18 protein-coding genes are annotated in these 24,394 nt (G+C 72.1%); 13 read left to right on the top strand and 5 right to left on the bottom strand.

From position 1 onward, the window contains the following. The first annotated feature begins 75 nt into the window (after positions 1–75). Positions 76–1,653, top strand: coding sequence for a phytoene desaturase family protein (locus ABEA82_RS14375; RefSeq protein WP_345661839.1), 1,578 nt, complete (start codon positions 76–78; stop codon positions 1,651–1,653). A 4-nt stretch (positions 1,654–1,657) separates the two neighbouring features. Here ABEA82_RS14375 and ABEA82_RS14370 read toward each other — a convergent pair whose 3' ends face one another. Next, positions 1,658–3,382 (bottom strand): serine hydrolase domain-containing protein, encoded by a 1,725-nt coding sequence (locus tag ABEA82_RS14370; protein ID WP_345662352.1) that lies wholly within the window; start codon positions 3,380–3,382, stop codon positions 1,658–1,660. A 240-nt stretch (positions 3,383–3,622) separates the two neighbouring features. Between ABEA82_RS14370 and ABEA82_RS14365 the strand changes: the two genes are divergently transcribed. Both ABEA82_RS14365 and ABEA82_RS14360 read left to right on the top strand, forming a co-directional pair. Further along, on the top strand, positions 3,623–4,750 hold the full coding sequence (locus ABEA82_RS14365) for a nitronate monooxygenase (protein WP_345661838.1): 1,128 nt from the start codon (positions 3,623–3,625) through the stop codon (positions 4,748–4,750). Then, positions 4,747–6,309, top strand: a complete 1,563-nt coding sequence (locus ABEA82_RS14360; protein WP_345661837.1) for an acyl-CoA synthetase — start codon at positions 4,747–4,749, stop codon at positions 6,307–6,309. The genes ABEA82_RS14365 and ABEA82_RS14360 overlap by 4 nt, the downstream gene beginning before the upstream one ends. A 72-nt stretch (positions 6,310–6,381) precedes the next feature. Here ABEA82_RS14360 and ABEA82_RS14355 read toward each other — a convergent pair whose 3' ends face one another. Further along, a complete protein-coding gene (locus ABEA82_RS14355; RefSeq protein WP_345661836.1) occupies positions 6,382–8,802 on the bottom strand; it encodes a penicillin acylase family protein in 2,421 nt (806 codons plus the stop codon). A 153-nt stretch (positions 8,803–8,955) separates the two neighbouring features. Between ABEA82_RS14355 and ABEA82_RS14350 the strand changes: the two genes are divergently transcribed. Beyond that, positions 8,956–10,452 (top strand): acyl-CoA synthetase, encoded by a 1,497-nt coding sequence (locus ABEA82_RS14350; protein WP_345661835.1) that lies wholly within the window; start codon positions 8,956–8,958, stop codon positions 10,450–10,452. A gap of 78 nt (positions 10,453–10,530) precedes the next feature. Beyond that, positions 10,531–11,244 carry an alpha/beta fold hydrolase gene (locus ABEA82_RS14345; RefSeq protein ID WP_345661834.1) on the top strand — a complete coding sequence of 238 codons (714 nt, stop codon included), beginning with the start codon at positions 10,531–10,533 and terminating at the stop codon, positions 11,242–11,244. Here the strand turns inward: ABEA82_RS14345 and ABEA82_RS14340 are convergent. Beyond that, entirely contained in the window at positions 11,216–13,030 is a 1,815-nt protein-coding gene (locus ABEA82_RS14340; protein WP_345661833.1) for an alkaline phosphatase family protein, read from the bottom strand. The genes ABEA82_RS14345 and ABEA82_RS14340 overlap by 29 nt on opposite strands. Before the next feature lie 115 nt (positions 13,031–13,145). Further along, entirely contained in the window at positions 13,146–14,765 is a 1,620-nt protein-coding gene (locus ABEA82_RS14335; RefSeq protein ID WP_345661832.1) for an acyl-CoA synthetase, read from the bottom strand. 176 nt (positions 14,766–14,941) lie between these two features. Here ABEA82_RS14335 and ABEA82_RS14330 point away from each other — a divergent pair, with 176 nt between their 5' ends. The 7 genes from ABEA82_RS14330 to ABEA82_RS14295 all read left to right on the top strand — a co-directional run bounded on the left by ABEA82_RS14330 (position 14,942) and on the right by ABEA82_RS14295 (position 21,446). Beyond that, on the top strand, positions 14,942–15,742 hold the full coding sequence (locus tag ABEA82_RS14330) for a crotonase/enoyl-CoA hydratase family protein (RefSeq protein WP_345661831.1): 801 nt from the start codon (positions 14,942–14,944) through the stop codon (positions 15,740–15,742). Between the two features lie 18 nt (positions 15,743–15,760). Further along, a complete protein-coding gene (locus tag ABEA82_RS14325) occupies positions 15,761–16,702 on the top strand; it encodes a Zn-ribbon domain-containing OB-fold protein (protein WP_345661830.1) in 942 nt (313 codons plus the stop codon). Continuing rightward, a complete protein-coding gene (locus ABEA82_RS14320; protein WP_345661829.1) occupies positions 16,699–17,763 on the top strand; it encodes a thiolase domain-containing protein in 1,065 nt (354 codons plus the stop codon). The genes ABEA82_RS14325 and ABEA82_RS14320 overlap by 4 nt, the downstream gene beginning before the upstream one ends. Further along, positions 17,760–18,926, top strand: a complete 1,167-nt coding sequence (locus tag ABEA82_RS14315; RefSeq protein ID WP_345661828.1) for a thiolase domain-containing protein — start codon at positions 17,760–17,762, stop codon at positions 18,924–18,926. Before ABEA82_RS14320 ends, ABEA82_RS14315 begins: the two co-directional genes overlap by 4 nt. Before the next feature lie 82 nt (positions 18,927–19,008). Continuing rightward, positions 19,009–19,251, top strand: a complete 243-nt coding sequence (locus ABEA82_RS14310; RefSeq protein ID WP_345661827.1) for a DUF397 domain-containing protein — start codon at positions 19,009–19,011, stop codon at positions 19,249–19,251. A gap of 161 nt (positions 19,252–19,412) precedes the next feature. Further along, complete coding sequence (locus ABEA82_RS14305) at positions 19,413–20,315, top strand: universal stress protein (RefSeq protein ID WP_345661826.1); 903 nt, start codon at positions 19,413–19,415, stop codon at positions 20,313–20,315. A 633-nt stretch (positions 20,316–20,948) separates the two neighbouring features. Beyond that, positions 20,949–21,446 (top strand): glycosyltransferase family protein, encoded by a 498-nt coding sequence (locus ABEA82_RS14295; protein ID WP_003987988.1) that lies wholly within the window; start codon positions 20,949–20,951, stop codon positions 21,444–21,446. Positions 21,447–21,521: 75 nt separating this feature from the next. Here the strand turns inward: ABEA82_RS14295 and ABEA82_RS14290 are convergent, their stop codons facing one another. After that, positions 21,522–22,661: an aminoglycoside phosphotransferase family protein gene (locus ABEA82_RS14290; protein ID WP_345661825.1), complete on the bottom strand. Its 1,140-nt coding sequence runs from the start codon at positions 22,659–22,661 to the stop codon at positions 21,522–21,524. Positions 22,662–22,895: 234 nt separating this feature from the next. Here ABEA82_RS14290 and ABEA82_RS14285 point away from each other — a divergent pair, with 234 nt between their 5' ends. Beyond that, positions 22,896–24,389, top strand: a complete 1,494-nt coding sequence (locus ABEA82_RS14285; protein WP_345661824.1) for a DNA-binding protein NsdB — start codon at positions 22,896–22,898, stop codon at positions 24,387–24,389. Positions 24,390–24,394 lie beyond the last annotated feature (5 nt).

The raw sequence follows: 24,394 nt of genomic DNA, 5'->3' as shown, positions 1-24,394 counted from the left end.
GACGCCGTCGAGGCACCGAGCACCCGGCAGGCAGCCCGTCTGGCCGACCCGGATCACCCCGTGTTACGAAGAACCATGACCGCACCCCTGGGACCCCGCGCACACCGGACGTACGACGCCGTCATCGTCGGCGGCGGCCACAACGGCCTGGTCGCCGCCGCCTACCTGGCCCGGGCGGGTCGCTCCGTGCTGGTGCTGGAGCGGCTGGACCACACCGGCGGCGCCGCGGTCTCCACGCGGCCCTTCGCCGGGATCGACGCCCGGCTGTCCCGCTACTCGTACCTGGTCAGCCTTCTCCCCAAGAAGATCGTGCGGGACCTCGGCCTGGACTTCCGGGTCCGCACCCGCACCGTCTCCTCCTACACGCCGACCGAACGCGACGGCCGGCCCACCGGGCTCCTCGTCGGCGGCGGCGAACGGCGGACCAGGGAGGCGTTCGCCCGGCTCACCGGCTCCGACCGCGAGTACCGGGCCTGGCAGGACTTCTACGGCATGACCGGCCGCGTCGCCCAGCGGGTCTTCCCCACCCTCACGGAACCGCTGCCCACCCGTGAGGAGCTGCGCCGCCGCCTCGACGACGAGGAGGCCTGGCGCAAGCTGTTCGAGGAGCCGATCGGGGTCGCCGTCGAGGAGCACTTCGCCGACGACCTGGTGCGCGGCGTGGTCCTCACCGACGCGCTCATCGGGACCTTCGCCGACGCCCACGACCCCTCACTGAAGCAGAACCGCTGCTTCCTCTACCACGTGATCGGCGGCGGCACCGGAGACTGGGACGTGCCGGTCGGCGGCATGGGCGCCCTCACCGACGCCCTGGCCGACGCGGCCCGCGCGGCGGGCGCGGTCCTCGCCACCGGCCACGAGGCGCTGCGCATCGCCACCGACGGCCGAGCCGCCGAGGTCACCTACCGCACGGCCGACGGCGAGGGCACCGTCGCCGCCCGGCACGTCCTGGTGAACGCCTCCCCGCGGGCCCTGGCGGAACTGACCGGCGACACACCCCCGGCTCCCGCCGAGGGAGCCCAACTGAAGGTGAACATGCTGCTGAAGCGGCTGCCCCGGCTGCGCGACGACGCCGTCGACCCGCGCGAGGCGTTCGCCGGCACCTTCCACATCGCCGAGGGCTACGGCCAGCTGGCCACCGCCCACGCCCAGGCCGCCGCGGGTGACCTGCCCGCCGCGCCGCCCTCGGAGATCTACTGCCACTCGCTCACCGACCCGACCATCCTCGGCCCCGACCTGGCCGACCAGGGCTACCAGACCCTCACGCTCTTCGGTCTGCACACCCCGGCCCGCCTGTTCGAGCGGGACAACGACGCCGTACGCGAGGACCTCCTGAAGTCGACCCTCGCCCAGCTCGACGCCCACCTGGCCGAACCCCTCGCCGACTGTCTGGCCACCGACGCCGACGGACGCCCCTGCATCGAGGCCAGGACCCCGCTCGACCTGGAGCGCGACCTCGGCCTGCCCGGCGGCAACATCTTCCACCGGGAGCTGAGCTGGCCCCACGCCCAGGACGGCACCGGCCGCTGGGGTGTGGAGACCCGGCACGCGAACGTGCTGCTGTGCGGGGCCGGCGCGGTGCGCGGGGGCGGGGTCAGCGGGGTGCCCGGACACAACGCGGCCATGGCGGTACTGGAGCGGGAACCGCAGTGAACCCTCAGTCGGCCGACCGCGTCCACCCCGTCGCCCGGATGCGCGCCGCGTCCGACGGGCGTGCCTCGTCGAACAGGACACCGTCGGCCGACCAGACGCGCAGCCCGTCCACGTAGCCGCCGCGACCGACGTACAGCCGGTCCGTCGTGTACCGCCAGCGCAGGGCGAGGCCGCGCGCGGCGGGCAGGTCGGCGGTGAGCCGGTGCCAGACGCGACCGGACCAGCCGGTGACGGAGCCCGTCGGATGCTGCCGGGGTTCCTCGCCCCGGCGGGACGTCGTGAAGGGCACCGGCTGCCAGGTCGTGCCGCCGTCGGTCGTCGCCTCGAGAACCAGGTTGTCGGCCTGCGGCTCGGTGTCCCACCACAGCGCGCAACGCAGCCGTGCCCCGCCGGCGGACGTGTCGAGCGCGGGAAGCGCGAGGGTGGCCGTGCCGGCGACGGCCATCCCGGAGAACCAGGCGGTGCCTCCCCGCTCCGGCCGGACCGGCACGGCCCGCGCCATGCTGTTCGCCGCAGCGACCCGGGGCGCGGATCCGGAACGCCAGCCGCGCACCGGGTGCACCGAGTTGCCGAGGACCACGAGGAACGAGTCGGTCGTCGGGTCGAGCACCAGCGAGGTGCCCGTGAAGCCGGTGTGCCCGGCCGTGCGCGGCGTGGCCATCGCGCCCATGTACCAGTGCTGGTAGAGCTCGAAGCCGAGGCCGTGCTCGTCCCCGGGGAACGCGGTGTTGAAGTCGGTGAACATCAGCCTCACCGACTCGGGAGTGAGAATGCGGGCCCGCCCGTAGACACCGCCGTTGAGCAGCGTCCGGCCGAGGACCGCGAGGTCCCAGGCGTCGGAGAACACGCCCGCGTGCCCCGCGACGCCGCCGAGGCCGAAGGCGTTCTCGTCGTGCACCTCGCCCCACACCAGGCCCCGGTCGAGACCGGACCACGGTGGGCGCGCGTCCTCCGTGGCCGCGATCTTCGGGCGCCAGGAGGCGGGCGGGTTGTAGCGGGTGCGGCGCAGACCGAGCGGCGCCGTGATCTCGTCCCGCAGCAGGGCGTCGAGGCCGCGGCCCGTGATCCGCTCCAGCACCAGCTGGAGCGAGATGAGGTTCAGGTCCGAGTACAGGTACGCCGTGCCCGGGGCGCTCACGGGCTTCTCGTCCCAGATCAGCTGGAGCTTCTGCTCGTACGTCGGCGCGCTGTACAGCGGGATCCAGGCACGGAATCCCGAGGTGTGCGTGAGGAGCTGACGGATCGTGATGTCCTGCTTGCCCGCGCCCCCGAAGTCCGGCAGGTACGAGGCGACCTTCGCCTCCAGCTCCAGTCCGCCCCGCTCGATCTGCTGCACGGCGAGGATCGAGGTGAACAGCTTCGACACCGACGCCAGGTCGAAGACGGTGTCCTCGGCCATCGGGATCTGCTCGTCCGCGGGGAACTCGACGCCGGTGTCGGTCTTCTCGTCGTAGGCCCGGTAGCGCACCGCCATGCCGATGGGCCGGTGCAGGGCGACGGTGCCGCCGCGACCGGCGAGCAGCACGGCGCCCGCGTACCAGGGGTGTGCGGGGGAGGGGCCGAGGAAGGCCTCCGCGTCGCTGACCAGCCGGCGCAGATGAGAGTCGAGCAGCCCGGCGCGTGCCGCGGAGCCGTGCCGCAGGGTGGGACGGTGGCCGGTCGCCGCCGGGGCGGCCTCCGCGGGGCCGGCGGGCAGCGGCGCGAGAGCGAGCGCACCGCCCAGGGCCATGCCCGCTCGGCCCAGTTGACGTCGGGTCAGTTCAGCGCTCGCCGGTCTGTCGGTCACCGCACGCCCCTTCTCCTCAACCGCCTCGCATGTCCCATGAAGTATGTCCGCCGCACGCCTCCGCAAATAGACGGCGCGCATGAAGCCGACGAGGCGGCGCGCGTGGACCCGACGACGCCCTGAATCTGACGGAGCATCAGAAAACCTCTTCCGTCCTCCGGAGGACTCCGGCATCCTGCGCCCATGCAGACGGAGCTGAGCCAGAAACTGGGAGTCGAGCACGCCGTCTTCGGCTTCACGCCGTTCCCCGCCGTCGCCGCGGCCATCAGCAGGGCCGGCGGCTTCGGCGTGCTCGGCGCGGTCCGCTACACCGACCCCGACGAGCTCAAACGGGACCTGGACTGGGTCGAGGCACACGTGGACGGCCGGCCGTACGGCCTGGACGTCGTGATGCCGGCGAAGAAGGTCGAAGCCCCGAACAATCGAACACTGACAGAGGCCGACGTCGAGGCGATGATCCCGGAGGGACACCGGCAGTTCGTCCGGGACACCCTCGCCAAGCACGGCGTGCCCGGGCTCGCCGAGGGCGAGGCCTCCGGCTGGCGCATCACCGGCTGGATGGAGCAGGTCGCCCGCACCCAGCTCGACGTCGCCTTCGACTATCCGATCCGGCTCCTCGCCAACGCCCTCGGCTCCCCGCCCGCCGACGTCGTGGCCCGGGCACACGACCGGGACGTCCTCGTCGCGGCCCTCGCGGGCAGCGCCCGGCACGCCCGCAAGCACAAGGACGCCGGGATCGACATCGTCGTGGCGCAGGGCTACGAGGCCGGCGGCCACACCGGCGAGATCGCCTCCATGGTGCTCACGCCCGAGGTCGTCGACGCCGTCGCGCCCCTGCCCGTCCTGGCCGCCGGGGGTATCGGCAGCGGACAGCAGGTGGCTGCCGCACTCACTCTCGGGGCCCAGGGGGTGTGGCTGGGCTCCCTATGGCTCACCACCACCGAAGCGGACCTCCACTCACCCGCCCTGACCCGCAAACTCCTCGCCGCCGGGTCCGGCGACACCGTCCGCTCCCGCGCACTGACCGGCAAACCGGCGCGCCAGCTGCGCACCGAGTGGACCGACGCCTGGGACGACCCCGCCGGGCCCGGCACCCTGCCCATGCCGCTGCAGGGCCTGCTGGTCGCCGAGGCCGTCTCCCGCATCCAGAAGTACGAGGTCGAACCCCTGCTCGGCACGCCGGTCGGGCAGATCGTCGGCCGGATGAACAGTGAACGCAGCGTCCAGGCCGTCTTCGACGACCTCACCCGCGGCTTCGAACAGGCCGTGGACCGCGTCAACCGCATCGCCGGAAGGAGCGGCCAGTCATGAGCACACCGGTGAGCACACCCCCGGCGGGCTTCTGGGCCCAGGCCACACAGGACCCGCGCCGCAGGGTGCTCGTCGCCCCCGACGGCGAGGAGTGGACCGCCGGACGCCTGCACGCCGAGGCCAACCGGCTCGTGCACGGCCTGCGCGCGGCCGGGCTGGAACGCGGCGACACCTTCGCGGTGGTCCTGCCCAACGGTGTCGAATTCCTGACCGCGTATCTCGCCGCCAGCCAGGCCGGGTTCTACCTCGTGCCCGTCAACCACCACCTGGTCGGTCCGGAGATCGCCTGGATCGTCTCCGACTCCGGCGCCAAGGTCCTCCTCGCCCACGAGCGTTTCGCCGACGCGGCACGCGACGCCGCCGACGAGGCCGCACTCCCGGCCACCCACCGGTACGCCGTCGGCACGGCCGAGGGCTTCCGGCCGTACGCCGAACTCCTCGACGGGCAGCCCGAGTCGGCGCCGGGGGACCGCACCCTCGGCTGGGTCATGAACTACACCTCGGGCACCACCGGCCGCCCGCGCGGCATCCGCCGCCCACTGCCCGGCAAAGCCCCGGAGGAGGCCTACCTCGGCGGCTTCCTCGGCATCTTCGGCATCCGTCCGTTCGACGACAACGTGCACCTGGTGTGCTCGCCGCTCTACCACACGGCCGTCCTGCAGTTCGCCGGCGCGTCCCTGCACATCGGCCACGAACTGGTCCTGATGGACAAGTGGACGCCGCAGGAGATGCTCCGCCTCATCGACAGCCGCCGCTGCACCCACACCCATATGGTCCCCACCCAGTTCCACCGCCTGCTGGCCCTGCCCGACGAGGTGAAGGACCGCTACGACGTCTCCTCCATGCGGCACGCCATCCACGGCGCCGCCCCCTGCCCCGACCACGTGAAACGGGCCATGCTCGACTGGTGGGGCCCCTGCGTGGAGGAGTACTACGCGGCCAGCGAGGGCGGCGGTGCCTTCGCCACCGCCGAGGACTGGCTGAAGAAGCCCGGCACCGTCGGGAAGCCCTGGCCCATCAGCGAACTCGCGATCTTCGACGACGACGGCAACCGGCTGCCGCCCGGCGAACTCGGCACCGTCTACATGAAGATGAACACCGGCGGCTTCTCCTACCACAAGGACGAGGCCAAGACCCGCAAGAACCGCATCGGCGACTTCTTCACCGTCGGCGATCTCGGCCACCTCGACGAGGACGGCTACCTCTTCCTGCGCGACCGCAAGATCGACCTGATCATCTCCGGCGGCGTCAACATCTACCCGGCCGAGATCGAGTCCGCCCTGCTCGCCCACCCCGCCGTCGCGGACGCGGCCGTCTTCGGCATCCCGCACGACGACTGGGGCGAGGAGGTCAAGGCCGTCGTCGAACCGGCTCCCGGGCACCGGCCCGGGCCCGCCCTCGCGGCCGACCTCCTCGACCACTGCGCACACCGGCTCGCCGGGTACAAGCGGCCCAGGAGCGTCGACTTCATCGCCGAGATGCCCCGCGACCCCAACGGCAAGCTGTACAAACGCCGGCTGCGGGAGCCGCACTGGGAGGGCCGGACCCGACCGGTGTGAGGTCCCACCCCGGCGGCGTGGTGAAGGGAGAAGGGGTGTCGCCCCACCGGTACGGCACCCCTCCCGGCGCGGTCAGCGGTGCTCGTGCACCCGGACGACCCGCAGCTTCGGCGAGGACAGGATGTCCTTCTCGCAGAAGCGCGACGTCACCCACTTCTCACCGGAGAACAGCCGGGTCTGGTCCGCGAAGTGCGGGGACTTCGGGTTCGAGGACTGTGAGTAGGTCAGCAGCGTCCGCGCCACCGGGCAGCGACCGCCGTCCCAGCCCACCGCCTGGAGATGGCTGGAGCCGAACGGCACCTCCGTGTAGCCGCCGCCGGCCGCGTCCCACGTCGGCTGGATGACGTTCCACACGCCGAGCTGCCCCGCACCGCCCGGCACCGGCAGCCGCTCGCCGCCGCGGACGACGAACTGGTGCGCGCCCAGCGGCGCGTCGAGCGCGATGCCCGCACCACGCAGTTCCGCCACCGCGTCGGCGAGGGCTCCGGCGAGGCCGGGGGCGTCCGTGTTCAGCGTGTTCGGCGTGCGCACCGGGTCGGCCGCCGAGAACGGCACCTTCCACAAGCGGTCCTCCGGCACGGCCCGTTCCAGCTTCCGCCAGAACCGGTCGAAGAGCAGCGCGCCCCGGCTGCCGGTGTCCATGGTGCGGTCCCAGGCCTTCAGGACCCCGCAGGCCTCCGAGACGTCGACGGCCTTGCCGTCGCTGCCCGTCGCGGTGCCCCCGGGGAGCGCCGCGCACGCCCGCGCCACGTCCCCGGCGGCGAGATCGCCCGCGGGCACCCGGTTGGCGAACTGCTGCCGTTGCAGATCGCGCACCGTCAGTCCGCCCCGGTCGGCCATCGCCGCCACGTCCTCGATCCCGCCGCGCGTACGCAGGCCGAGCTGCGTGCCCACCGTGCCGAAGACCCGCTCGTAGCCGGTGATCGGCCGCTCGGCGTTGGTCATCCACGCGGTGCCGTTCGAGTTCTCCGCGTACGGCGCGTCCTTCAGCGTCGGCATCCTCGCCGGCCCGAAGATGCCCGGCTCCACGGCGTCCGGGTCACTGCCGAGGGCGCAGTCGCCGCGCGAGCCGTCGAGGACCGCGATGCCGGACGCCGGGTACGTCGTCCGGCCGAGCTCCGTCGAGCAGCGCTCCGCGAGTTCGTCGGTGATGCGGGGGAGTACCTGGGACTGGGTGTAGAGGGAGTGTCCAGCCCGGTCGGCGGCGAGGGTGTTCACCCAGGGGATGCCCTGGTGCCGGGCGAGGGAGGCGAGGACGTCGTCCGTGCTCCGCGCCTTGCTGAACCCGAGCGAGGTGTCCGCGAAGCGGAGGTTCGCCGCGTTCGGGTCGTACAGCGCGTACGCCGTCGTGGCGGTCCACGGAAGCGGCACCTGGGAGTTGAGCGAGGTGACGACGGGGCCGTAGCGGGTCCACCACTGGGTGCCGGTCACCGGCGTGCCGTCCTTCACGGCGACCGTCACGGTCCGCTTCTTCATCCGCTCCGGCCTGCCGTCCACGAGGTACGTCGTGGGATCGGCCGGATCCAGCGTCAGCCGGTGGATGCTGGCGGGAACACCGGTCGAGACGGTGTGGCTCCACGCCACATGTGCGTTGAACCCGATGGAGACGGCCGGGGTGCCGAGCAGGGAGCCGCCGGAGACGTTCAGCTCACCGGGGATCGTCTGCTGCGACTGCCAGAACCGGCGCCCGCCCTGCCAGGGGTAGTGCGGGTTGCCCAGCAGCAGGCCGCTTCCGTTCGCCGTCGTGTCGCCGCGGAACGCGACCGCGTTGGAGCCCATGCCGGGATCGCCCCACAGCTCGTCCGCCGCTTTCGCCACGGCCTTCGCGTCGGGGCGGGCGGTCCGGGCGCCGGTGGATGTGGCCGGGGTCGGGGGCCGCACGGTCGTGATCGTGTCCACGAAGCGTCCCTCGCCGGAGATCGCGGCGATGGCGAGCCCACGAGCGGCCACGTCGACCTCGGTGACCGGCCGGACCCAGGAAGCGCCCGCACAGGCGGGATCCGTGATCCTGTTCTTCTTCAGCCAGGCGTTGTAACCGGCCGCCCAGCCCCGCATCATGCCCCGGACCTCACGGCTCGGGCCCGCGGGGGCGGGCTCGGCGAGCACCTTCTCCACGGTTCGCGTCTCACGGACCCCGCGGAAGTACAGGTCGCTGGCGAGGTTCGTCCTGGCCCCGGAGAGGGCGCCGTCGGCTGCCGTGCCGGCGCCGAAGTAGCGGGAGCGCTCGCCCCGCAGGGTCACGAACCCGTCCGCGAGCGTGCAGACCTCGTCGGCGGCCTGCGCCCAGCCCGTGCCGAAGCCCAGATCGGCGTAGTTCTTCGCGAGGATGTGCGGAATGCCGTACTCGGTGTAGCGGATGACGGCGGACATGCCGTCGTGGGAAGGGTGCTGCTCCGCTCGTGCCTGACTCGGGGCGGCGGCCGCGGGTAACGCGGACGCGGCCGTGAACAGGGCCGTGGCTCCGAGAACGAGTCGTCTCAGGCGGCTGCGCATCGTGCCCTCCAACTTCATTGAGGGAAAAGAGGCTTGAGTGTGAATGTGCTGCGTTCGTGCGTCAGTGCCATTGCATCGGACGCTTCTGGCGGCGGCAGGGTTGAGCCGGTCGGTCCTTGACCTCCACCGGCGGTCGGCCGAGGATCACTTGTCATGACGACGCCCGGACACGGCAGCACGGTCGACGGAGTCCTACGGCGCAGCGCCCGGCGCACCCCGGCGCGCGTCGCTGTGGAGTACGGCGAGCGGAGCTGGACCTACGACGAACTGGACACCGCCGTCTCCCGCGCGGCGAGCGTCCTCCTCGACCAGGGGCTGTCCCCGGGCGACCGGGTCGGCTCCTACGGCCACAACTCCGACGCCTACCTCATCGCCTTCCTGGCCTGCGCCCGCGCGGGGCTGGTGCACGTACCCGTCAACCAGAACCTCACCGGCGACGACCTCGCCTACATCGTCGGCCAGTCCGGCAGCTCCCTGGTCCTCACCGACCCGGACCTCGCTCGCCGACTTCCCGACGGCGTACGGACGTTGCCCCTGCGCGACACCGACGGCTCGCTGCTCGCCCGGCTGGCCGAGGCCCCCGCGTACGACGGCCCCGAGCCGCGCACCGAGGACCTCGTGCAACTGCTGTACACCTCGGGCACGACCGCCCTGCCCAAGGGCGCGATGATGACGCACCGGGCCTTGGTGCACGAGTACCTGAGCGCGATCACCGCGCTCGACCTCAGCGCGGGCGACCGCCCCGTGCACTCACTGCCCCTGTACCACTCGGCGCAGATGCATGTCTTCCTGCTGCCCTACCTCGCGGTCGGCGCGACGAACATCATCCTGGACGCGCCCGACGGCGACCGGCTCTTCGACCTCGTCGAAGCGGGCCGTGCGGACAGCCTGTTCGCCCCGCCCACCGTCTGGATCGCCCTCGCCAACCGCCCCGACTTCGCCACCCGCGACCTGAGCGGCCTGCGCAAGGCGTACTACGGGGCCTCGATCATGCCGGTCCCCGTACTGGAACGGCTGAAGGAACGTCTGCCGGGACTGGCCCTCTACAACTGCTTCGGCCAGAGCGAGATCGGCCCCCTCGCCACGGTCCTCGCCCCGGACGAACACAAGGGACGCATGGACTCCTGCGGCCGTCCCGTGCTGTTCGTCGACGCGCGCGTGGTCGACGAGAACGGAGAGGACGTACCCGACGGCACCCCCGGCGAGATCGTCTACCGCTCCCCGCAACTGTGCGAGGGCTACTGGGACAAGCCCGAGGAGACCGCAGCGGCCTTCCGCGACGGCTGGTTCCGCTCCGGCGACCTCGCGGTACGCGACCCGCACGGCTACTACACGATCGTCGACCGGGTGAAGGACGTCATCAACTCCGGTGGCGTCCTGGTCGCCTCCCGGCAGGTCGAGGACGCCCTGTACACCCACCCCCGGGTTGCCGAGGCGGCGGTCGTGGGCCTGCCCGACGACCGCTGGGTCGAAGCGGTCACGGCGGTCGTCGTCCCGCGCGGCGACGTCACGGAGGCCGAGCTGATCGACCACGTCCGCGAGAAGCTGACGTCCTTCAAAGCGCCCAAGCGCGTGGTGTTCGTGGACGAACTCCCGCGCAACGCCAGCGGGAAGATTCTCAAGCGGGAGCTCAGGAAAGACCTCGGGTAGGGACTCGGGCCGGAGACGGACTCTGCTCTCGGCAGAGCGAGTCCGGCCGACCGGGATCACCTCGCTAGCGTGCCCGGCATGGACACCGAACTGTGCACCGTGCGAGCGAACGGCATCAGCCTGGCCTACCGCGTCTGGGGCCCTCAGGACGCGCCGCCCGTCGTGCTGCTGCACGCCCGCGGGGCCGACGGGGCCGACTGGACGGAGATCGCCCCCGTCCTGGCCGCCGGGCCCCGCCGGGTGTACGCCCCCGACCTGCGCGGGCACGGCCGCAGCGACTGGCCCGGTGCGTACGCCTACGAGCTGATGCGCGACGACGTGCTCGCCTTCCTCGACGCGCTCGGCATCGCCCGCACCGACGTCGTGGGCCATTCGCTGGGCGGAGCCGTCGCCTACCTGCTCGCCCAGCACAGCCCGGGGGCCGTACGGCGGCTCGTCCTGGAGGACGTGCCCGCGCCCTTCCCGCTGGACCCGCCGCGCCCGCCCGCCCAACGTCCTGACGGGGACCTGCCGTACGACTGGGCAATGATCCTTGCCACTGACCGGCAGCGCAACGCCCCCGACCCCGTGTGGTGGGACCACATGGGTCGGATCACCATGCCCACACTGCTGATCGGAGGCGGACCGACCAGCCTGATCCCCCAGGAGCAGATAGCCGCCCTGGTCGAGCTGCTCCCCGACGCCCGGCACATCACCCTCGACGCGGGGCATCTCGTGCACGCGGCCAGGCCCGGGGAGTTCCTCGAGGCCGTGGAGGAGTTCCTCAGCCCTGCGGACCGTACGCCGTCATGAAACGGTCGCGGAACTTGTCCATGCCCCACCGGGGCGCGTCGGGGGCCGGCTTGAGGCCGTCGGTCCAGCCCCAGTCGGCGACCCGGTCCAGGACCTTCTTGTCCTTGGCGACGATGGTGATCGGCACGTCCTTGCCGGTGTCCCCGGCGAGGACGGTCGGCACCGGCTGGTGGTCGCCGAGGAAGACCAGCACCGTGTCCTCGTCCCCGTAGCGCTCGAGCCACTCGGTCAGGCTCCGGATCGAGTACTCGATGGCCTTGCGGTACTCGGCGCGCACCTTCTCCGGGTCCTTCCAGACCTCCGTGGGGTCGGTGCCCTCCTTCTTGATCCGGTGGAACACCGAGCCGTCGCCGAGGTCCTTCCAGTCGATCATGTGGGCGATGGGCGACCAGGGGTTGTGGCTGGAGGCCAGGATGATCTCCGCCATGATCGGATCACGGTCCTTCTTACCGTGCTCCAGGCGCTGGAAGGCCTCCATGCTGAACTGGTCGGGCACGGGCGTCCAGCTGAAGTACGGGCCGTTGTAGCCGAGGTGCTCGGAGTCGTAGATGTGGTCCAGGCCGAAGAACTTGCCCTCCGGCCAGGCGCGGCGCACGCCCGGGACGATGCCGACGGTCCGCCAGGCACCCGTCTTCCCGAAGTACTTGGTGAGGGTCATGCGGTCGCTGGTGGTCAGGCTGCGGTACCGCTGCTGGTTCTTGATCCACAGGCCGGACAGGAGGGTCGAGTGGGCGAGCCAGCTGCCCGCGCCGGTCACCGGCGACTGGAGCCAGCCGCTGCGCGACGCGAAGCCGGCGGCGTTCAGCCTGCCGGTGCCCTCCTTGAGTACGGCGTCGGTCTGCTTCGCCATCGCCGGGTCGTCGATCGCGACCCGGCCGTAGCTCTCTATGAAGGTGAACAGGACGTCCTTGCCGCGCAGTCCGGTCAGCAACTGGTCGGGCGGCGTCTTCGCGAACGCGTCCACCGAGGCCTGCTTGTCGAAGACCCGCGCGTCCTTCAGGCCCGCCCGGACCTGGTCCACCCGGTTGCCGAGGAACTCAGCGTTGCCCTTGGTCGCGACCGGCACGGTGCCGATCTGCACGCCCAGGGTCATGCAGGTGATCCACGCCGTGCCGAGGATCAGGATCGTACGGGCCGCGACGGGACGGTGCCGGACCATCAGTCTCGTCAACCGCACCACGGCGAGCGTCGTGAGCACGAGCACCGCGACGAGCAGGGCGAGCACACCGATCACGGCCAGCACCTGGCCGGTCCGGCCGAACGACTCGCGCAGGAAGTCCGTGGCGTCGTCGAGCAGGATCCAGTCCAGCACCAGGTCGAAGGGCCGGGCCAGCACCTGGTAGAAGCCCATGTCGACGAACTTCAGGACCGTGACCAGCCCGAGGAACACGCCCGAGACGACCGCCGCGATCCGCCGGGGCCTCGGCGGCAGCGCCAGCAGCAGGCCCGCGAGCAGCACGCCCTCGGCGGGGATCCGGACGAACGAGGCGAACTCGATCTTCTCGATCCGGTTCGGCACGAGCAGCGCGAAGGCGACGAGCACCCCGGCCAGGACGGTCGTCCCCACGGAGACGCCGCGTGCCGTACGGGGCCAGCGGTGCCGCCAGCCGAACCAGCCGGGCCTCGTCGGGCCCGGGGGCGCGTCGGGGGCCGAGTCCGGTGCGGTGTCCGGTTCCGCTTCCGGTTTCCCGTCCTCCGCCCGGCCCTTCTTCGCAGTGTCGTCATCCGGTTCCGCCCCGCTCTCGGTCGTGTCCGACAGCTGACGGGAGCGAGTGAAGAGCGACACCCGGTGGTCCTTCCGTGCGGTCTTGCCAGGCATGGCGAACAGAGCCCGGTGGAAGGGGCCTGCCACCACCAGTACGTCCGCACGTCACCTTAGGTTCAATCGACCGGCCGGAGAATCACGCGTCCGCCGCCGTCGCCACCTCACGCGCCCACCGGTAGTCCGCCTTGCCGCTCGGCGACCGCTGGACCGACTCCGTGATCACCAGCTGGCGCGGGATCTTGTAGCCGGCCAGCCGGTCGCGGCAGTGCGTCCGGATGTCCTCCAGCGACGGCCGCGCCGCACCCGCGCGCAGCTGGACCACGGCCGCCACATGGTGGCCCCACTGAGGGTCCGGCACCCCGGCCACCAGCGCGTCGTAGACATCGGGGTGGGACTTGAGGGCCTGCTCGACCTCCTCCGGGTACACCTTCTCGCCGCCGGTGTTGATGCACTGCGAACCACGCCCGAGGACGGTGACCACCCCCTCCTCGTCGACGGTGGCCATGTCGCCCAGCAGCACCCACCGCTCGCCGTCCTTCTCGAAGAACGTCTCGGCGGTTTTGTCCGGGTCGTTGTAGTAGCCGAGCGGTACGTGTCCGCACTGGGCGACGCGGCCCACCTCCCCGGCAGCCACCGGCTCGTACGTGGCGGGGTCCACCACCTGGGTGCGGGCGTTGACACGGACCCTGAAGCCCCGCTCCGGGCCCGAGTCCTCGGTCGCCGTACCGTTGAAACCCGACTCCGAGGAGCCGAAGTTGTTCAGCAGCACGGCGTTCGGCACCAGCTCCCGGAACTGCCGGCGCACCGTGTCCGACATGATCGCGCCGGACGACGACACGCTGAACAGCGACGAGCGGTCGATGTGCCGCAGCGATCCGCTCAGCGCGTCGATCAGCGGCCGCAGCATCGCGTCGCCCACCAGCGAGACGCTGCTGACCTTCTCCTTCTCCACGGTCCGCAGCACCTCCTCGGGCACGAACTTGCGGTGGATCACGACCCGCTGCCCGAAGTTGAACCCGATGAGCGCCGTGAGCGTGGAGGTGCCGTGCATCAGCGGGGCCGTGGGGAAGAAGGTGATCCCGGATCCACCCGCCGCGACCCGCTCGGCCAGCTCTTCCGGCTTCTTCACCGGCTCCCCGGTCGGCGCGCCCCCGCCGAGACCCGCGAAGAACAGGTCCTCCTGCCGCCACATGACGCCCTTGGGCATCCCGGTCGTACCGCCGGTGTAGATGATGAACTGGTCGTCGGCCGAGCGCGCCGGGAAGTCACGCGCCGGCGACCCCGCGGCCTCGGCGTCCGCGAACTCCGTGCACGCCACCTCGGCCGCACCCGGCGCCGGAGCCCCCACCCGGATCAGCCGCCGCAGCTTCTCCGCCCGCGGCAGTGCCGCGGCCACCCGGTCCGTGAACTCCGCGTCGAAGACCAGCGCCGCGAGATCCGCGTCCCGGTAGAGGTACACCAACTCCTGTTCGACGTAGCGGTAGTTGACATTGACCGGGACGATCCGTGCCTTCAGGCAGCCCAGCACCGTCTGGAGGTACTCCACGCCGTTGTAGAGGTGCAGACCGAGGTGCTCACCGGGCCGTATCCCGGCGTCGAGCAGATGGTGGCCGACCCGGTTGGCCGCCGCGTCCAGCTCCGCGTAGGTCAGACGGCGCTCCGCGCCCGTACCGGGATGGTCGACGTGGACGAGTGCCTCACGGTCGGGGACGACGTCGACGACCGACTCGAACAGGTCGGCAAGGTTGTACTCCACCGCTCCTCCTGACCCCGGGACATGCCTGGCATCGGACGGTTCGCCGGTCATCAGAGCAAAGGGCGGTCCAACTGTGAAGGGTCCGCGCGAGAAAATCTGACTACCTGTCAGAAAACCCTTGAAGTGCCTCCCGCCCTACTGCAACCTGTTCTCGTTCTTCCAGAGGGGAGTTGGCCATGGGTGGGACGGAACACCTCACCGTGCAGCGCGAAGGCGCCACACTGGTGCTCACGCTCAACAGGCCCGAAGCCAGGAACGCGCTCTCGCTGCCGATGCTGGTCGGCCTCTACGACGGCTGGCTCGAGGCCGACGCGGACGACTCGGTCCGCTCGATCGTCTTCACCGGCGCGGGCGGCTCGTTCTGCTCGGGCATGGACCTCAAGGCCCTCGCCGGGAACGGCATGGCGGGCGAGGAGTACCGGGACCGGCTCAAGGCCGATCCCGACCTGCACTGGAAGGCGATGCTGCGCCACCACCGGCCCCGCAAGCCGGTGATCGCCGCCGTCGAGGGATACTGCGTCGCGGGCGGCACCGAGATGCTCCAGGGCACCGACATCCGGGTGGCGGGCGAGTCAGCCACCTTCGGCCTGTTCGAGGTGAAACGCGGCCTGTTCCCCATCGGCGGCTCCACGGTCCGGCTGCAACGCCAGATCCCGCGCACCCACGCCCTGGAGATGCTCCTCACCGGCCGCCCCTACAGCGCCCGCGAGGCCGCCGCCGTCGGCCTGGTCGGCCACGTCGTCCCCGACGGCACGGCGCTCGGCAAGGCACTGGAGATCGCCGAACAGATCAACTCCTGCGGCCCGCTGGCCGTCGAAGCGGTCAAGGCCTCCGTCTACGCGACCGCAGAGATGACCGAGTCCGACGGCCTCGCGGCCGAACTCACCCGGGGATGGCCGGTGTTCGACACCGCCGACGCCAAGGAGGGCGCCCGCGCCTTCGCGGAGAAACGACCGCCCGTCTACAAGCGCGCCTGACCGAAGGAGCCCTCCGGCATGCCCGAAGTCCTCAAAGCCCCCCTGGTCGTCGAGTTCCCCTTCACCCGCTCCCTCGGCCCCGTCCAGAGCGCCTTCCTGACCGGCCTGCGCGAACGCGTCGTCCTCGGCGTGCGCACCGGCGACGGCCGCACCCTCGTCCCGCCCGTCGAGTACGACCCGGTCACCGCCGAGGAGATACGCGACCTCGTCGAGGTCGCCCCCACCGGCACCGTCACCACCTGGGCCTGGAACCACGCCCCCCGCCGGGGCCAGCCCCTCACCACCCCCTTCGCCTGGGTCCTGGTCCGCCTCGACGGCGCCGACACCGCCCTGCTGCACGCCCTCGACGCCCCGGGCCCCGACGCCGTGCACACCGGCATGCGCGTCCGCGTCCGCTGGGCGGAGGAACGCACCGGAGCCATCACGGACATCGCCTGCTTCGAGCCGCACGACGGCGGCCCGCCACAACCCGGCGGACACACCGGCGAGTTCGAGGACCCCGTCACCGGCATCGTGGCCGCCGCCCGCCTCGACTACACCTACTCACCCGGCCGTGCCCAGACCGCGTACATCAACGCCCTCGCCGGCCGGCGGACCGTCGGCGAGCGCTGCCCGTCCTGCCGGAAGGTGTACGTCCCCCCGAGGGGTGCGTGCCCCACCTGTGGGGTGGCCACATCCGAACAGGTCGAGGTGGGGCCGCGCGGCACGGTCACCACGTTCTGCATCGTCAACATCAAGGCGAAGAACCTCGACATCGACGTGCCGTACGTCTACGCCCACATCGCCCTCGACGGCGCCGGCCTCGCGCTGCACGGCCGTATCGGCGGCATCCCGTACGACGAGGTCCGCATGGGGCTGCGCGTCGAACCGGTGTGGACGGAGGGCGCCCGCTACCCCGACCACTACCGGCCCACGGGCGAGCCCGACGCGGACTACGACACCTACAAGGAGCTGCTGTGACGAGCGCACCGCGGGACCGCGAGATCGCCGTCGTCGCCTTCGCCCAGACCGCGCACCGGCGCACCAGCGAGGAGCTCTCCGAGGTGGAGATGCTCATGCCGGTGCTGCACGAGGTCCTCGACCGGACCGGACTGAAGACCGCCGACATCGACTTCACCTGCTCCGGCTCCAGCGACTACCTCGCCGGCCGCGCCTTCTCCTTCACCCTTGCCCTCGACGGCGTCGGCGCCTGGCCGCCGATCTCCGAGTCGCACGTCGAGATGGACGGCGCCTGGGCCCTCTACGAGGCCTGGACCAAACTCCTCACCGGCGACGCCGACACCGCTCTCGTCTACGCGTACGGCAAGTCCTCACCCGGCTCGGTCCGCGACGTCCTGACCCGCCAGCTCGACCCCTATTACGTGGCACCCCTGTGGCCCGACTCCGTGGCGCTCGCCGCCCTCCAGGCGCAGGCCCTGATCGACGCCGGCGACACCGACGAGCCCGCCCTCGCGGCCGTCGCCGCACGCAACCGGGAGGCGGCGTCCGCCAACCCCCACGCGCAGCTCACGGGTACCGTGCCGCACGGGGACCACCTGGTGCGGCCGCTGCGCACCGGCGACTGCCCGCCCATCGGCGACGGCGCCGCCGCCGTGATCCTCGCGGCCGGGGACCGGGCCCGTGACCTGTGCGCACGCCCCGCCTGGATCCGGGGCATCGACCACCGCATCGAGGCCCACGGCCTCGGCGTGCGCGACCTGACCGACTCACCCTCCACCCGCCTCGCCGCCGAACGCGCCGGAGCCTTCGAGCGGCCCGTCGACACCGCCGAGCTGCACGCGCCCTTCACCGCCCAGGAGATCGTCCTGCGCAAGGCTCTCCGACTCGACGACGGCGTACGCGTCAACCCCTCCGGCGGAGCACTCGCCGCCAACCCGATCATGGCCGCCGGTCTCGTCCGCGTCGGAGAGGCCGCCGCCCGTATCCACCGCGGTGAGTCCGACCGCGCCCTCGCCCACGCCACGTCCGGCCCCTGCCTCCAGCAGAACCTGGTCGCCGTACTCGAAGGGGAGCCCCGATGAGCAAGGAGCCCGTGGCCGTCGTCGGCATCGGCCAGACCAAGCACGTCGCCGCCCGCCGGGACGTGTCGATCGCCGGGCTCGTCCGGGAGGCGGCCCGCCGGGCCCTGGACGACGCCGAGCTGACCTGGGCCGACATCGACGCCGTCGTGATCGGCAAGGCGCCCGACTTCTTCGAGGGCGTCATGATGCCCGAGCTCTACCTCGCCGACGCGCTCGGCGCCGTCGGCAAACCCATGCTCCGCGTGCACACCGCGGGTTCGGTCGGCGGCTCCACCGCGCTCGTCGCCGCGAACCTCGTCGCCGCCCGCGTCCACGGCACCGTCCTCACCCTCGCCTTCGAAAAGCAGTCCGAGTCGAACGCCATGTGGGGCCTGTCCCTGCCCATCCCGTTCCAGCAGCCCCTGCTGGCCGGGGCCGGCGGATTCTTCGCCCCGCACGTGCGCGCGTACATGCGGCGCAGCGGCGCCCCGGAGACGGTCGGCGCCCTGGTCGCCTACAAGGACCGGCGCAACGCGCTCAAGAACCCCTACGCCCACCTGCACGAACACGACATCACCCTGGAGAGGGTGACGTCCTCGCCCATGCTGTGGGACCCGATCCGCTACTCGGAGACCTGCCCCTCCTCGGACGGCGCCTGCGCCATGATCCTCACCGACCGCGCCGGAGCGGCCCGGGCCCCCCGACCGCCCGCCTGGATGCACGGCGGCGCGATGCGCAGCGAACCGACCCTCTTCGCCGGCAAGGACTTCGTCTCCCCACGGGCCGGCCGGGACTGCGCGGCCGACGTCTACCGGCAGGCCGGGATCACCGACCCCCGCCGTGAGATCGACGGCGCCGAGATCTACGTGCCGTTCTCCTGGTACGAGCCGATGTGGCTGGAGAACCTCGGCTTCGCCGCCGAGGGCGAGGGGTGGAAACTCACCGAGGCCGGCGTGACCGAACTGGACGGGGACCTGCCCGTCAACATGTCGGGCGGCGTGCTGTCCACCAACCCCATCGGCGCCTCCGGCATGATCCGCTTCGCGGAGGCGGCCCTCCAGGTGCGGGGGCAGGCCGGAGAACACCAGGTGGAGGGCGCCCGCAGGGTTCTCGGCCACGCCTACGGCGGCGGATCGCAGTTCTTCTCGATGTGGCTCGTGGGAGCAGAGCCCCCCGACTCCTGAAAGGTCCCCCTCACGTGCCCTGTTGGCCATGGGGCACGATCGCTAGGCTGGCCGCGTTCGACGAATCGGGAGGAGCACGGACGTGGCCGAGACCACCACCCAGCAGCGCCCGCTCACGGGCTGGGACAAGCCGGAACTGGACCTCAGCAACGCGGCGTGGCAGTCCAGCAGCCGAGGCTTGGGGGATGTCCAGATCGCCTTCGTGGAGGGCTTTATCGCCATGCGGAACAGTGCCCGCCCGGAGAGCCCGTCCCTGATCTTCACGCCCGCCGAGTGGGGCGCGTTCGTGTCGGGGGCGCGCGAAGGGGAGTTCGACCTCACCTAGAGACGGAGACGAGTCAGCCCGGAAGCCCGTGATCCGACGGCCGATCCGGGGGTGTTCTGCCCGCTTTTCCGGACACGAGACCGGAGAGATCCTCCCGGGGCCGGCCACTGCGCCACGCCGGCCCCAGGAGGGACGGTCCGTATCCCGGAGGTGAGGAACGCATGAGCACCCTGCCGGTCATCGCGGCGGTCGACGGTTCGGACGACAGCCTGCGCGCCCTGGAGTGGGCGCTCGACGCCGCCCGCAGGCGCTCGGCGCCGCTGCGCGTGGTGCACGTACGCCAGTACGCCCACTGGGCACAGCCCGAGGTGCTCACCGCCGGCCCCCCGGACCCGAAGGACGACCCGGTCCTCGCACAGGTCCGCACCCACCTGGAGGCTCGCGCCGACCCGCCCGAAACGGAGTATCTGGGACTGGAGGGTGCGCCCGGCGCCGTCCTGCCCGAACTGAGCGCTTCCGGCGAGCTGCTGGTGCTGGGCTCGCGGGGCCGCGGCGGTTTCGCCAGCCTGCTGCTCGGATCCACCGGCATGGCCGCCGCCCGCGCCGCCGAGTGCCCCGTGGTGGTCGTGCCGCGATCCGCAGGCGAGGTGCGGGACGAGACCCCGGACGGCCCCGGGGCGCGCGTGGTCGTCGGCCTGAAGGTGGACGGCCCCGACGAGGCCACACTCGCCTTCGCCTTCGCCGAGGCCGCCCGGCGCGGCGCCCGGCTCCAGGCGGTCGCCGCCTACCCGTGGCCGGCGCAGCCCTGGATGATGCCCGGCGAACTGCCGCCGCCGGTCGTCGACCAGGACGTGATCGAGGACGAGGCCCGGGTCCTCGCCGAGGGCTTCCTCGCCCCGTACCGGGAACGGCACCCCGACGTCCCCACCGAGACCGTGGCGGCGGCCGGCGACGCCGCCGGCCGGCTCGTGGCGGCCTCCCAGGACGCCGACCTCGTCGTCGTGGGCCGCCACCGGCGGCACCTGCTGGCACCCGCCCGCATGATGGGTTCGGTCACCCAGGCCGTCCTGCTGCACGCGGCGAGCCCCGTCGCCGTGGTCCCGCCGGCGCCGCCCGAGAGCTGACCCCGCTGTGATCGACACCGGCAGGCCTGCCATCAGGCCCGTGCAGGGAAAGATCAGCAGGGACACCCGGCTCACCTGGGCCCGGCCCTCACCATCCGGCCCGACGGCGACGGCGACGGCAACGGCAGCGGCGCCGTCGCCGACGACCTGACCGACCCGGCGGCCCGACCAACTGGGGCCGGTCCCAGCCCGAGGTCCTCCAGGCCGCCGCCCCCGACCCGACCCGGCGACTGCGCCCCAGGACAGCGCCACGGCGACGGCCGCGGCGAGGGTTTCCTCGCGGACGCCGCCCAGCTCACCGCCGTCCGCGAGCTGCGTACCGCCGTGCGCGCGCTCTTCGCCCACGCCGTGCGGCCCGGGGAGCCCAGCCCCGCGGACGCGGCCCGGCTGATGCCCCTGCCCGGGGCTCTGCGGCTGCTGAACGAGACCGCCGTGACCGGCTGCGGTCCTGCCACGTGCCGCGCCGCGTGCGGTACTTCCTCAAGGAGCACCCGCGCCAGGAGTGGTGCAAGCAGTCCCGCGGCCACCGGGCCAGGGTGGGCCCGCCACCACGAACGGCACAGGGCGACGGCACAGTGGACCGGGTCGGCGCCCGCCCGGCACTTCGCAGGCCGGGGCACGTACCATGGCGACATGTCGTTCCTCCGCCGCCGCAGCGCCACCCCCGCCGGGCCCGACTTCGACGTACTGGCCATGGACCCGGGCGACTGGCCCGGCAACCTCGGTGCGGGACTGCTGCCCGCGCCCGACGGCACCTGCCAGGGCGTCTTCCTGCGCTACGACCTGTTCGGCGGCCGCGGTCCCGCGATGATCATCGGCAACCTGCCGGAGGGCTCCCCGGCCCGCGAGGTTCCCGAGGGACAGGTCCCCTTCGAGGTGGCTCAGCTGCTGCTGGCGCTGGAGAACGACGAGGAGGTCACCGTCGTCAGCACCGAGGACGTGCCGGTCATGCAGGGCGACAACCTGCTGATCGTGCGCCGCGTGAAGCTCTCCGAGGGCCGGATCTCCTGCGTGCAGTTCGACCGCAGCGACAACGTCCTGGTGACCATCGCCGCCTGGGACCGCCCCATCACGGACGACCTGTACGCCCTCCTCAAACCACTTCCCGCGGAGCTGTTCCAGCAGGGCTGAGCCCCGGCGGGCACACGCACACACGAAGGGGCCGCTGTGCGCCGGGCCAGGCGCACAGCGGCCCCTTCGATCTGGTCAGCGAGTACCGACCGCCGCGCGCACCGCCCGCCGGGCCAGCTGACAGTCGTCGTGCAGCCGCCGCAGCAGCAGCCGCTGCTCCTCACCGGACGGCGCGGCACCGGGCTGGGCCGCTCCCGGCGCCGCCGGGGTCGCGTCGTTCATCGAGCGCTGCACGGCCGTCTCGTAGGTGCGGATCTCACGGGTCAGCACCAGCATCAGGTTCACCAGGAAGGCATCCCGGGACGCCGGGCCCGCCGACTGCGCGATCTGGCTGATCTGGCGACGGGCCACCGGTGCGTCCCCGAGCACCGACCACAGTGTCGCCAGGTCGTACCCCGGCAGATACCAGCCCGCGTGCTCCCAGTCCACCAGCACTGGACCGGCCGGTGACAGGAGGATGTTCGACAGCAGTGCGTCGCCGTGGCAGAACTGGCCCATGCCCTGCCGCCCGGACGCCTGCGCGATGCCGTGCAGCAGCTTCTGCAGGTCGCCCAGGTCCCGGTCGGTGAGCAGGCCCAGTTCGTGGTACCGGGAGATCCGGGTCGCGTAGTCCAGCGGGGCGTCGAAGGTGCCCGCCGGCGGCCGCCAGGCGTTCAGCCGGCAGATCGCGCCGAGTGCCGCCCTGATGTCCGCCCGGGGTGGCGCCTCGGCCGGGTGCCGCTGGAGCGCCGCCACCCGTCCGGGCATCCGCTCGATCACCAGTGTGCAGTTGTCCGGGTCCGCCGCGATCAGTCTCGGCACACGCACCGGAGGGCGGTGCCGGACGAACGAGCGGTACGCCGCTATTTCGTGGCGGATCCGCTCGGACCAGGCGGGGGAGTGGTCCAGTAAACACTTGGCGACGGCCGAGTTGCGACCGGTCGTACCGACCAGGAGCACGGCCCGTCCGCTGCGGCGCAGGACCTGCACCGGGGCGAACTCCGGGCAGATGCGGTGCACCGACGCGATCGCCGTGCGCAGCTGCGCGCCCTGGGGGCCGGACAAGTCGAGTCTCCCGCTGAGCGGTTGGGAGCCGAGGACCGCGCCGCGCCGTGCCCTGCCCGCGCCGAGCACGGGGGCCACCGGCCGCGCGGGGGCGAGGTAGGGGCCGCTGTCCGTGGGACGCGGGTGGAGCGACCGGGGCGGTGCGGACACGGAGGACGATGCTGCGTACATGGGCGAGACAGATCCCTTCGTGTGCCTGCGACGACAGCGCACCACCCGGCCCGGACGCCCGGGAGCACCCTGGGGAATGTCCCTGCGGCGACCGGGTCGGGGTGGCGCGTTCCTACCTGACACCGCATCGCCGGTGGCACACCATCTGGCGCACCCTGGCGAACCCTGGCGAATAGTCGCCCGGCAAGTCCGGCCGGGCTACTGTCAACTCAGCCGAGAACCTGGGGGCTTGATGTGAGCGGACAACCCAACACCCGGCTCGCGGATCTGTTCGGTCTCGCCGGCTGGTCCAAGGGCGAACTCGCGAGGCTGGTCAACCGGCAGGCGGCGGCCATGGGCCATCCCCAGCTGTCGACCGACACCTCCCGGGTGCGGCGGTGGATCGACACGGGAGAGATCCCGCGCGATCCGGTGCCGCGGGTGCTGGCGGCTCTGTTCACCGAGCGTCTCGGCCGTGTCGTGACCATCGAGGACCTCGGTCTGGTCCGGCACGGGCGTGCGGGGAAACGGCAGGGCGGCGGGAGTGACGATGCTCCCGACGGTGTGCCGTGGGCGCCCGAGCGGACGGCTGCGGTCCTCACCGAATTCACGGGAATGGACCTCATGCTCAACCGACGCGGCTTGGTGGGCGCGGGCGCCGCGCTCGCCGCGGGATCCGCACTCAGCAATGCCATGTACGACTGGCTGCACACCGACCCTGCCCTGGCTGCCGACGCCCCCGACCCGGACCGTTTCCTGCACGCCGACCCCGCTGGGTTCGACCGTTACGAGGCCGCCCCCATCGGGTCGCAGGAGATCGAGGAACTGGAGCGCTCGGTCGAGGTGTTCCGCGCCTGGGACGCGGCCCGCGGCGGCGGGCTCCAGCGCAAGGCCGTGGTGGGCCAGCTCAACGAGGTGGGCGGCATGCTCGCCTACCGTCACCCACCCCACCTCCAGCGGCGCCTGTGGGGCGTCGCCGCCAACCTCGCCGTCCTCGCGGGCTGGATGTCGCACGACGTCGGTCTGGAGCCCACGGCCCAGAAGTACTTCGTCATCGCCGCCCACGCGGCCAGAGAGGGCGGGGACCGGCCCCGTGCGGGCGAGGCCCTCTCCCGCGCGGCCCGCCAGATGGTGCACCTGGGCCGGCCCGACGACGCCCTGGACCTGATGAAGCTCGCCACGTCCGGTTCGGGCGACGAGGTGCTGCCCCGCACCCGGGCGATGCTCTACACCATCGAGGCCTGGGCACAAGCCGCCATGGGCAAGGGCCAGGCGATGCGCCGCACCCTCGGGCAGGCCGAAGACCTGTTCGTCTCCGACAAGGCCGACGTACCCCCGCCGGACTGGATGCAGACCTTCAAGGAGGAGGACCTCTACGGCATGCAGGCCCTGGCCTACCGCACGCTCGCGGAGTTCGAGCCGGGCGCTGCCGCGCATGCAAGGCACTACGCGGACAAGGCGCTGGCCCTGCGAGTCGACGGCCGGCAGCGGTCGAAGATCTTCGACTACCTGTCGATGGCTTCGGCGTGTTTCATCGCCGACGACCCCGAACAGGCGGACCGGTACGCGCGACTGGCCCTGGTGTCGATGGGATCCAACTCCTCCCACCGCACCTGGGACCGGCTGCGCCAGATGTACCGGCTCACGGCCGAGTACTCCGGTTACCCGAGGATCGAGGAGCTGCGGGAGGAGATCAAGCTCGCCCTGCCGAAGACGAAGGGGAGGGGCGGGAACGGCGCACCGGCCTGAGTTTC

Origin of the sequence: Streptomyces venetus (assembly GCF_039540295.1) — a bacterium.
Classification (GTDB): Bacteria; Actinomycetota; Actinomycetes; order Streptomycetales; family Streptomycetaceae; genus Streptomyces; species Streptomyces venetus.
This window is presented reverse-complemented; position numbering and strand designations above follow the sequence as displayed.

Bases quoted from the DNA above. Each gene is read 5' to 3' on its own strand.
- ABEA82_RS14375 (WP_345661839.1), top strand. From the start codon at position 76: ATGACCGCACCCCTGGGACCCCGCGCACACCGGACGTACGACGCCGTC.
- ABEA82_RS14370 (WP_345662352.1), bottom strand. From the start codon at position 3,382: ATGGCCCTGGGCGGTGCGCTCGCTCTCGCGCCGCTGCCCGCCGGCCCC.
- ABEA82_RS14365 (WP_345661838.1), top strand. From the start codon at position 3,623: ATGCAGACGGAGCTGAGCCAGAAACTGGGAGTCGAGCACGCCGTCTTC.
- ABEA82_RS14360 (WP_345661837.1), top strand. From the start codon at position 4,747: ATGAGCACACCGGTGAGCACACCCCCGGCGGGCTTCTGGGCCCAGGCC.
- ABEA82_RS14355 (WP_345661836.1), bottom strand. From the start codon at position 8,802: ATGCGCAGCCGCCTGAGACGACTCGTTCTCGGAGCCACGGCCCTGTTC.
- ABEA82_RS14350 (WP_345661835.1), top strand. From the start codon at position 8,956: ATGACGACGCCCGGACACGGCAGCACGGTCGACGGAGTCCTACGGCGC.
- ABEA82_RS14345 (WP_345661834.1), top strand. From the start codon at position 10,531: ATGGACACCGAACTGTGCACCGTGCGAGCGAACGGCATCAGCCTGGCC.
- ABEA82_RS14330 (WP_345661831.1), top strand. From the start codon at position 14,942: ATGGGTGGGACGGAACACCTCACCGTGCAGCGCGAAGGCGCCACACTG.
- ABEA82_RS14325 (WP_345661830.1), top strand. From the start codon at position 15,761: ATGCCCGAAGTCCTCAAAGCCCCCCTGGTCGTCGAGTTCCCCTTCACC.
- ABEA82_RS14315 (WP_345661828.1), top strand. From the start codon at position 17,760: ATGAGCAAGGAGCCCGTGGCCGTCGTCGGCATCGGCCAGACCAAGCAC.
- ABEA82_RS14305 (WP_345661826.1), top strand. From the start codon at position 19,413: ATGAGCACCCTGCCGGTCATCGCGGCGGTCGACGGTTCGGACGACAGC.
- ABEA82_RS14295 (WP_003987988.1), top strand. From the start codon at position 20,949: ATGTCGTTCCTCCGCCGCCGCAGCGCCACCCCCGCCGGGCCCGACTTC.
- ABEA82_RS14290 (WP_345661825.1), bottom strand. From the start codon at position 22,661: ATGTACGCAGCATCGTCCTCCGTGTCCGCACCGCCCCGGTCGCTCCAC.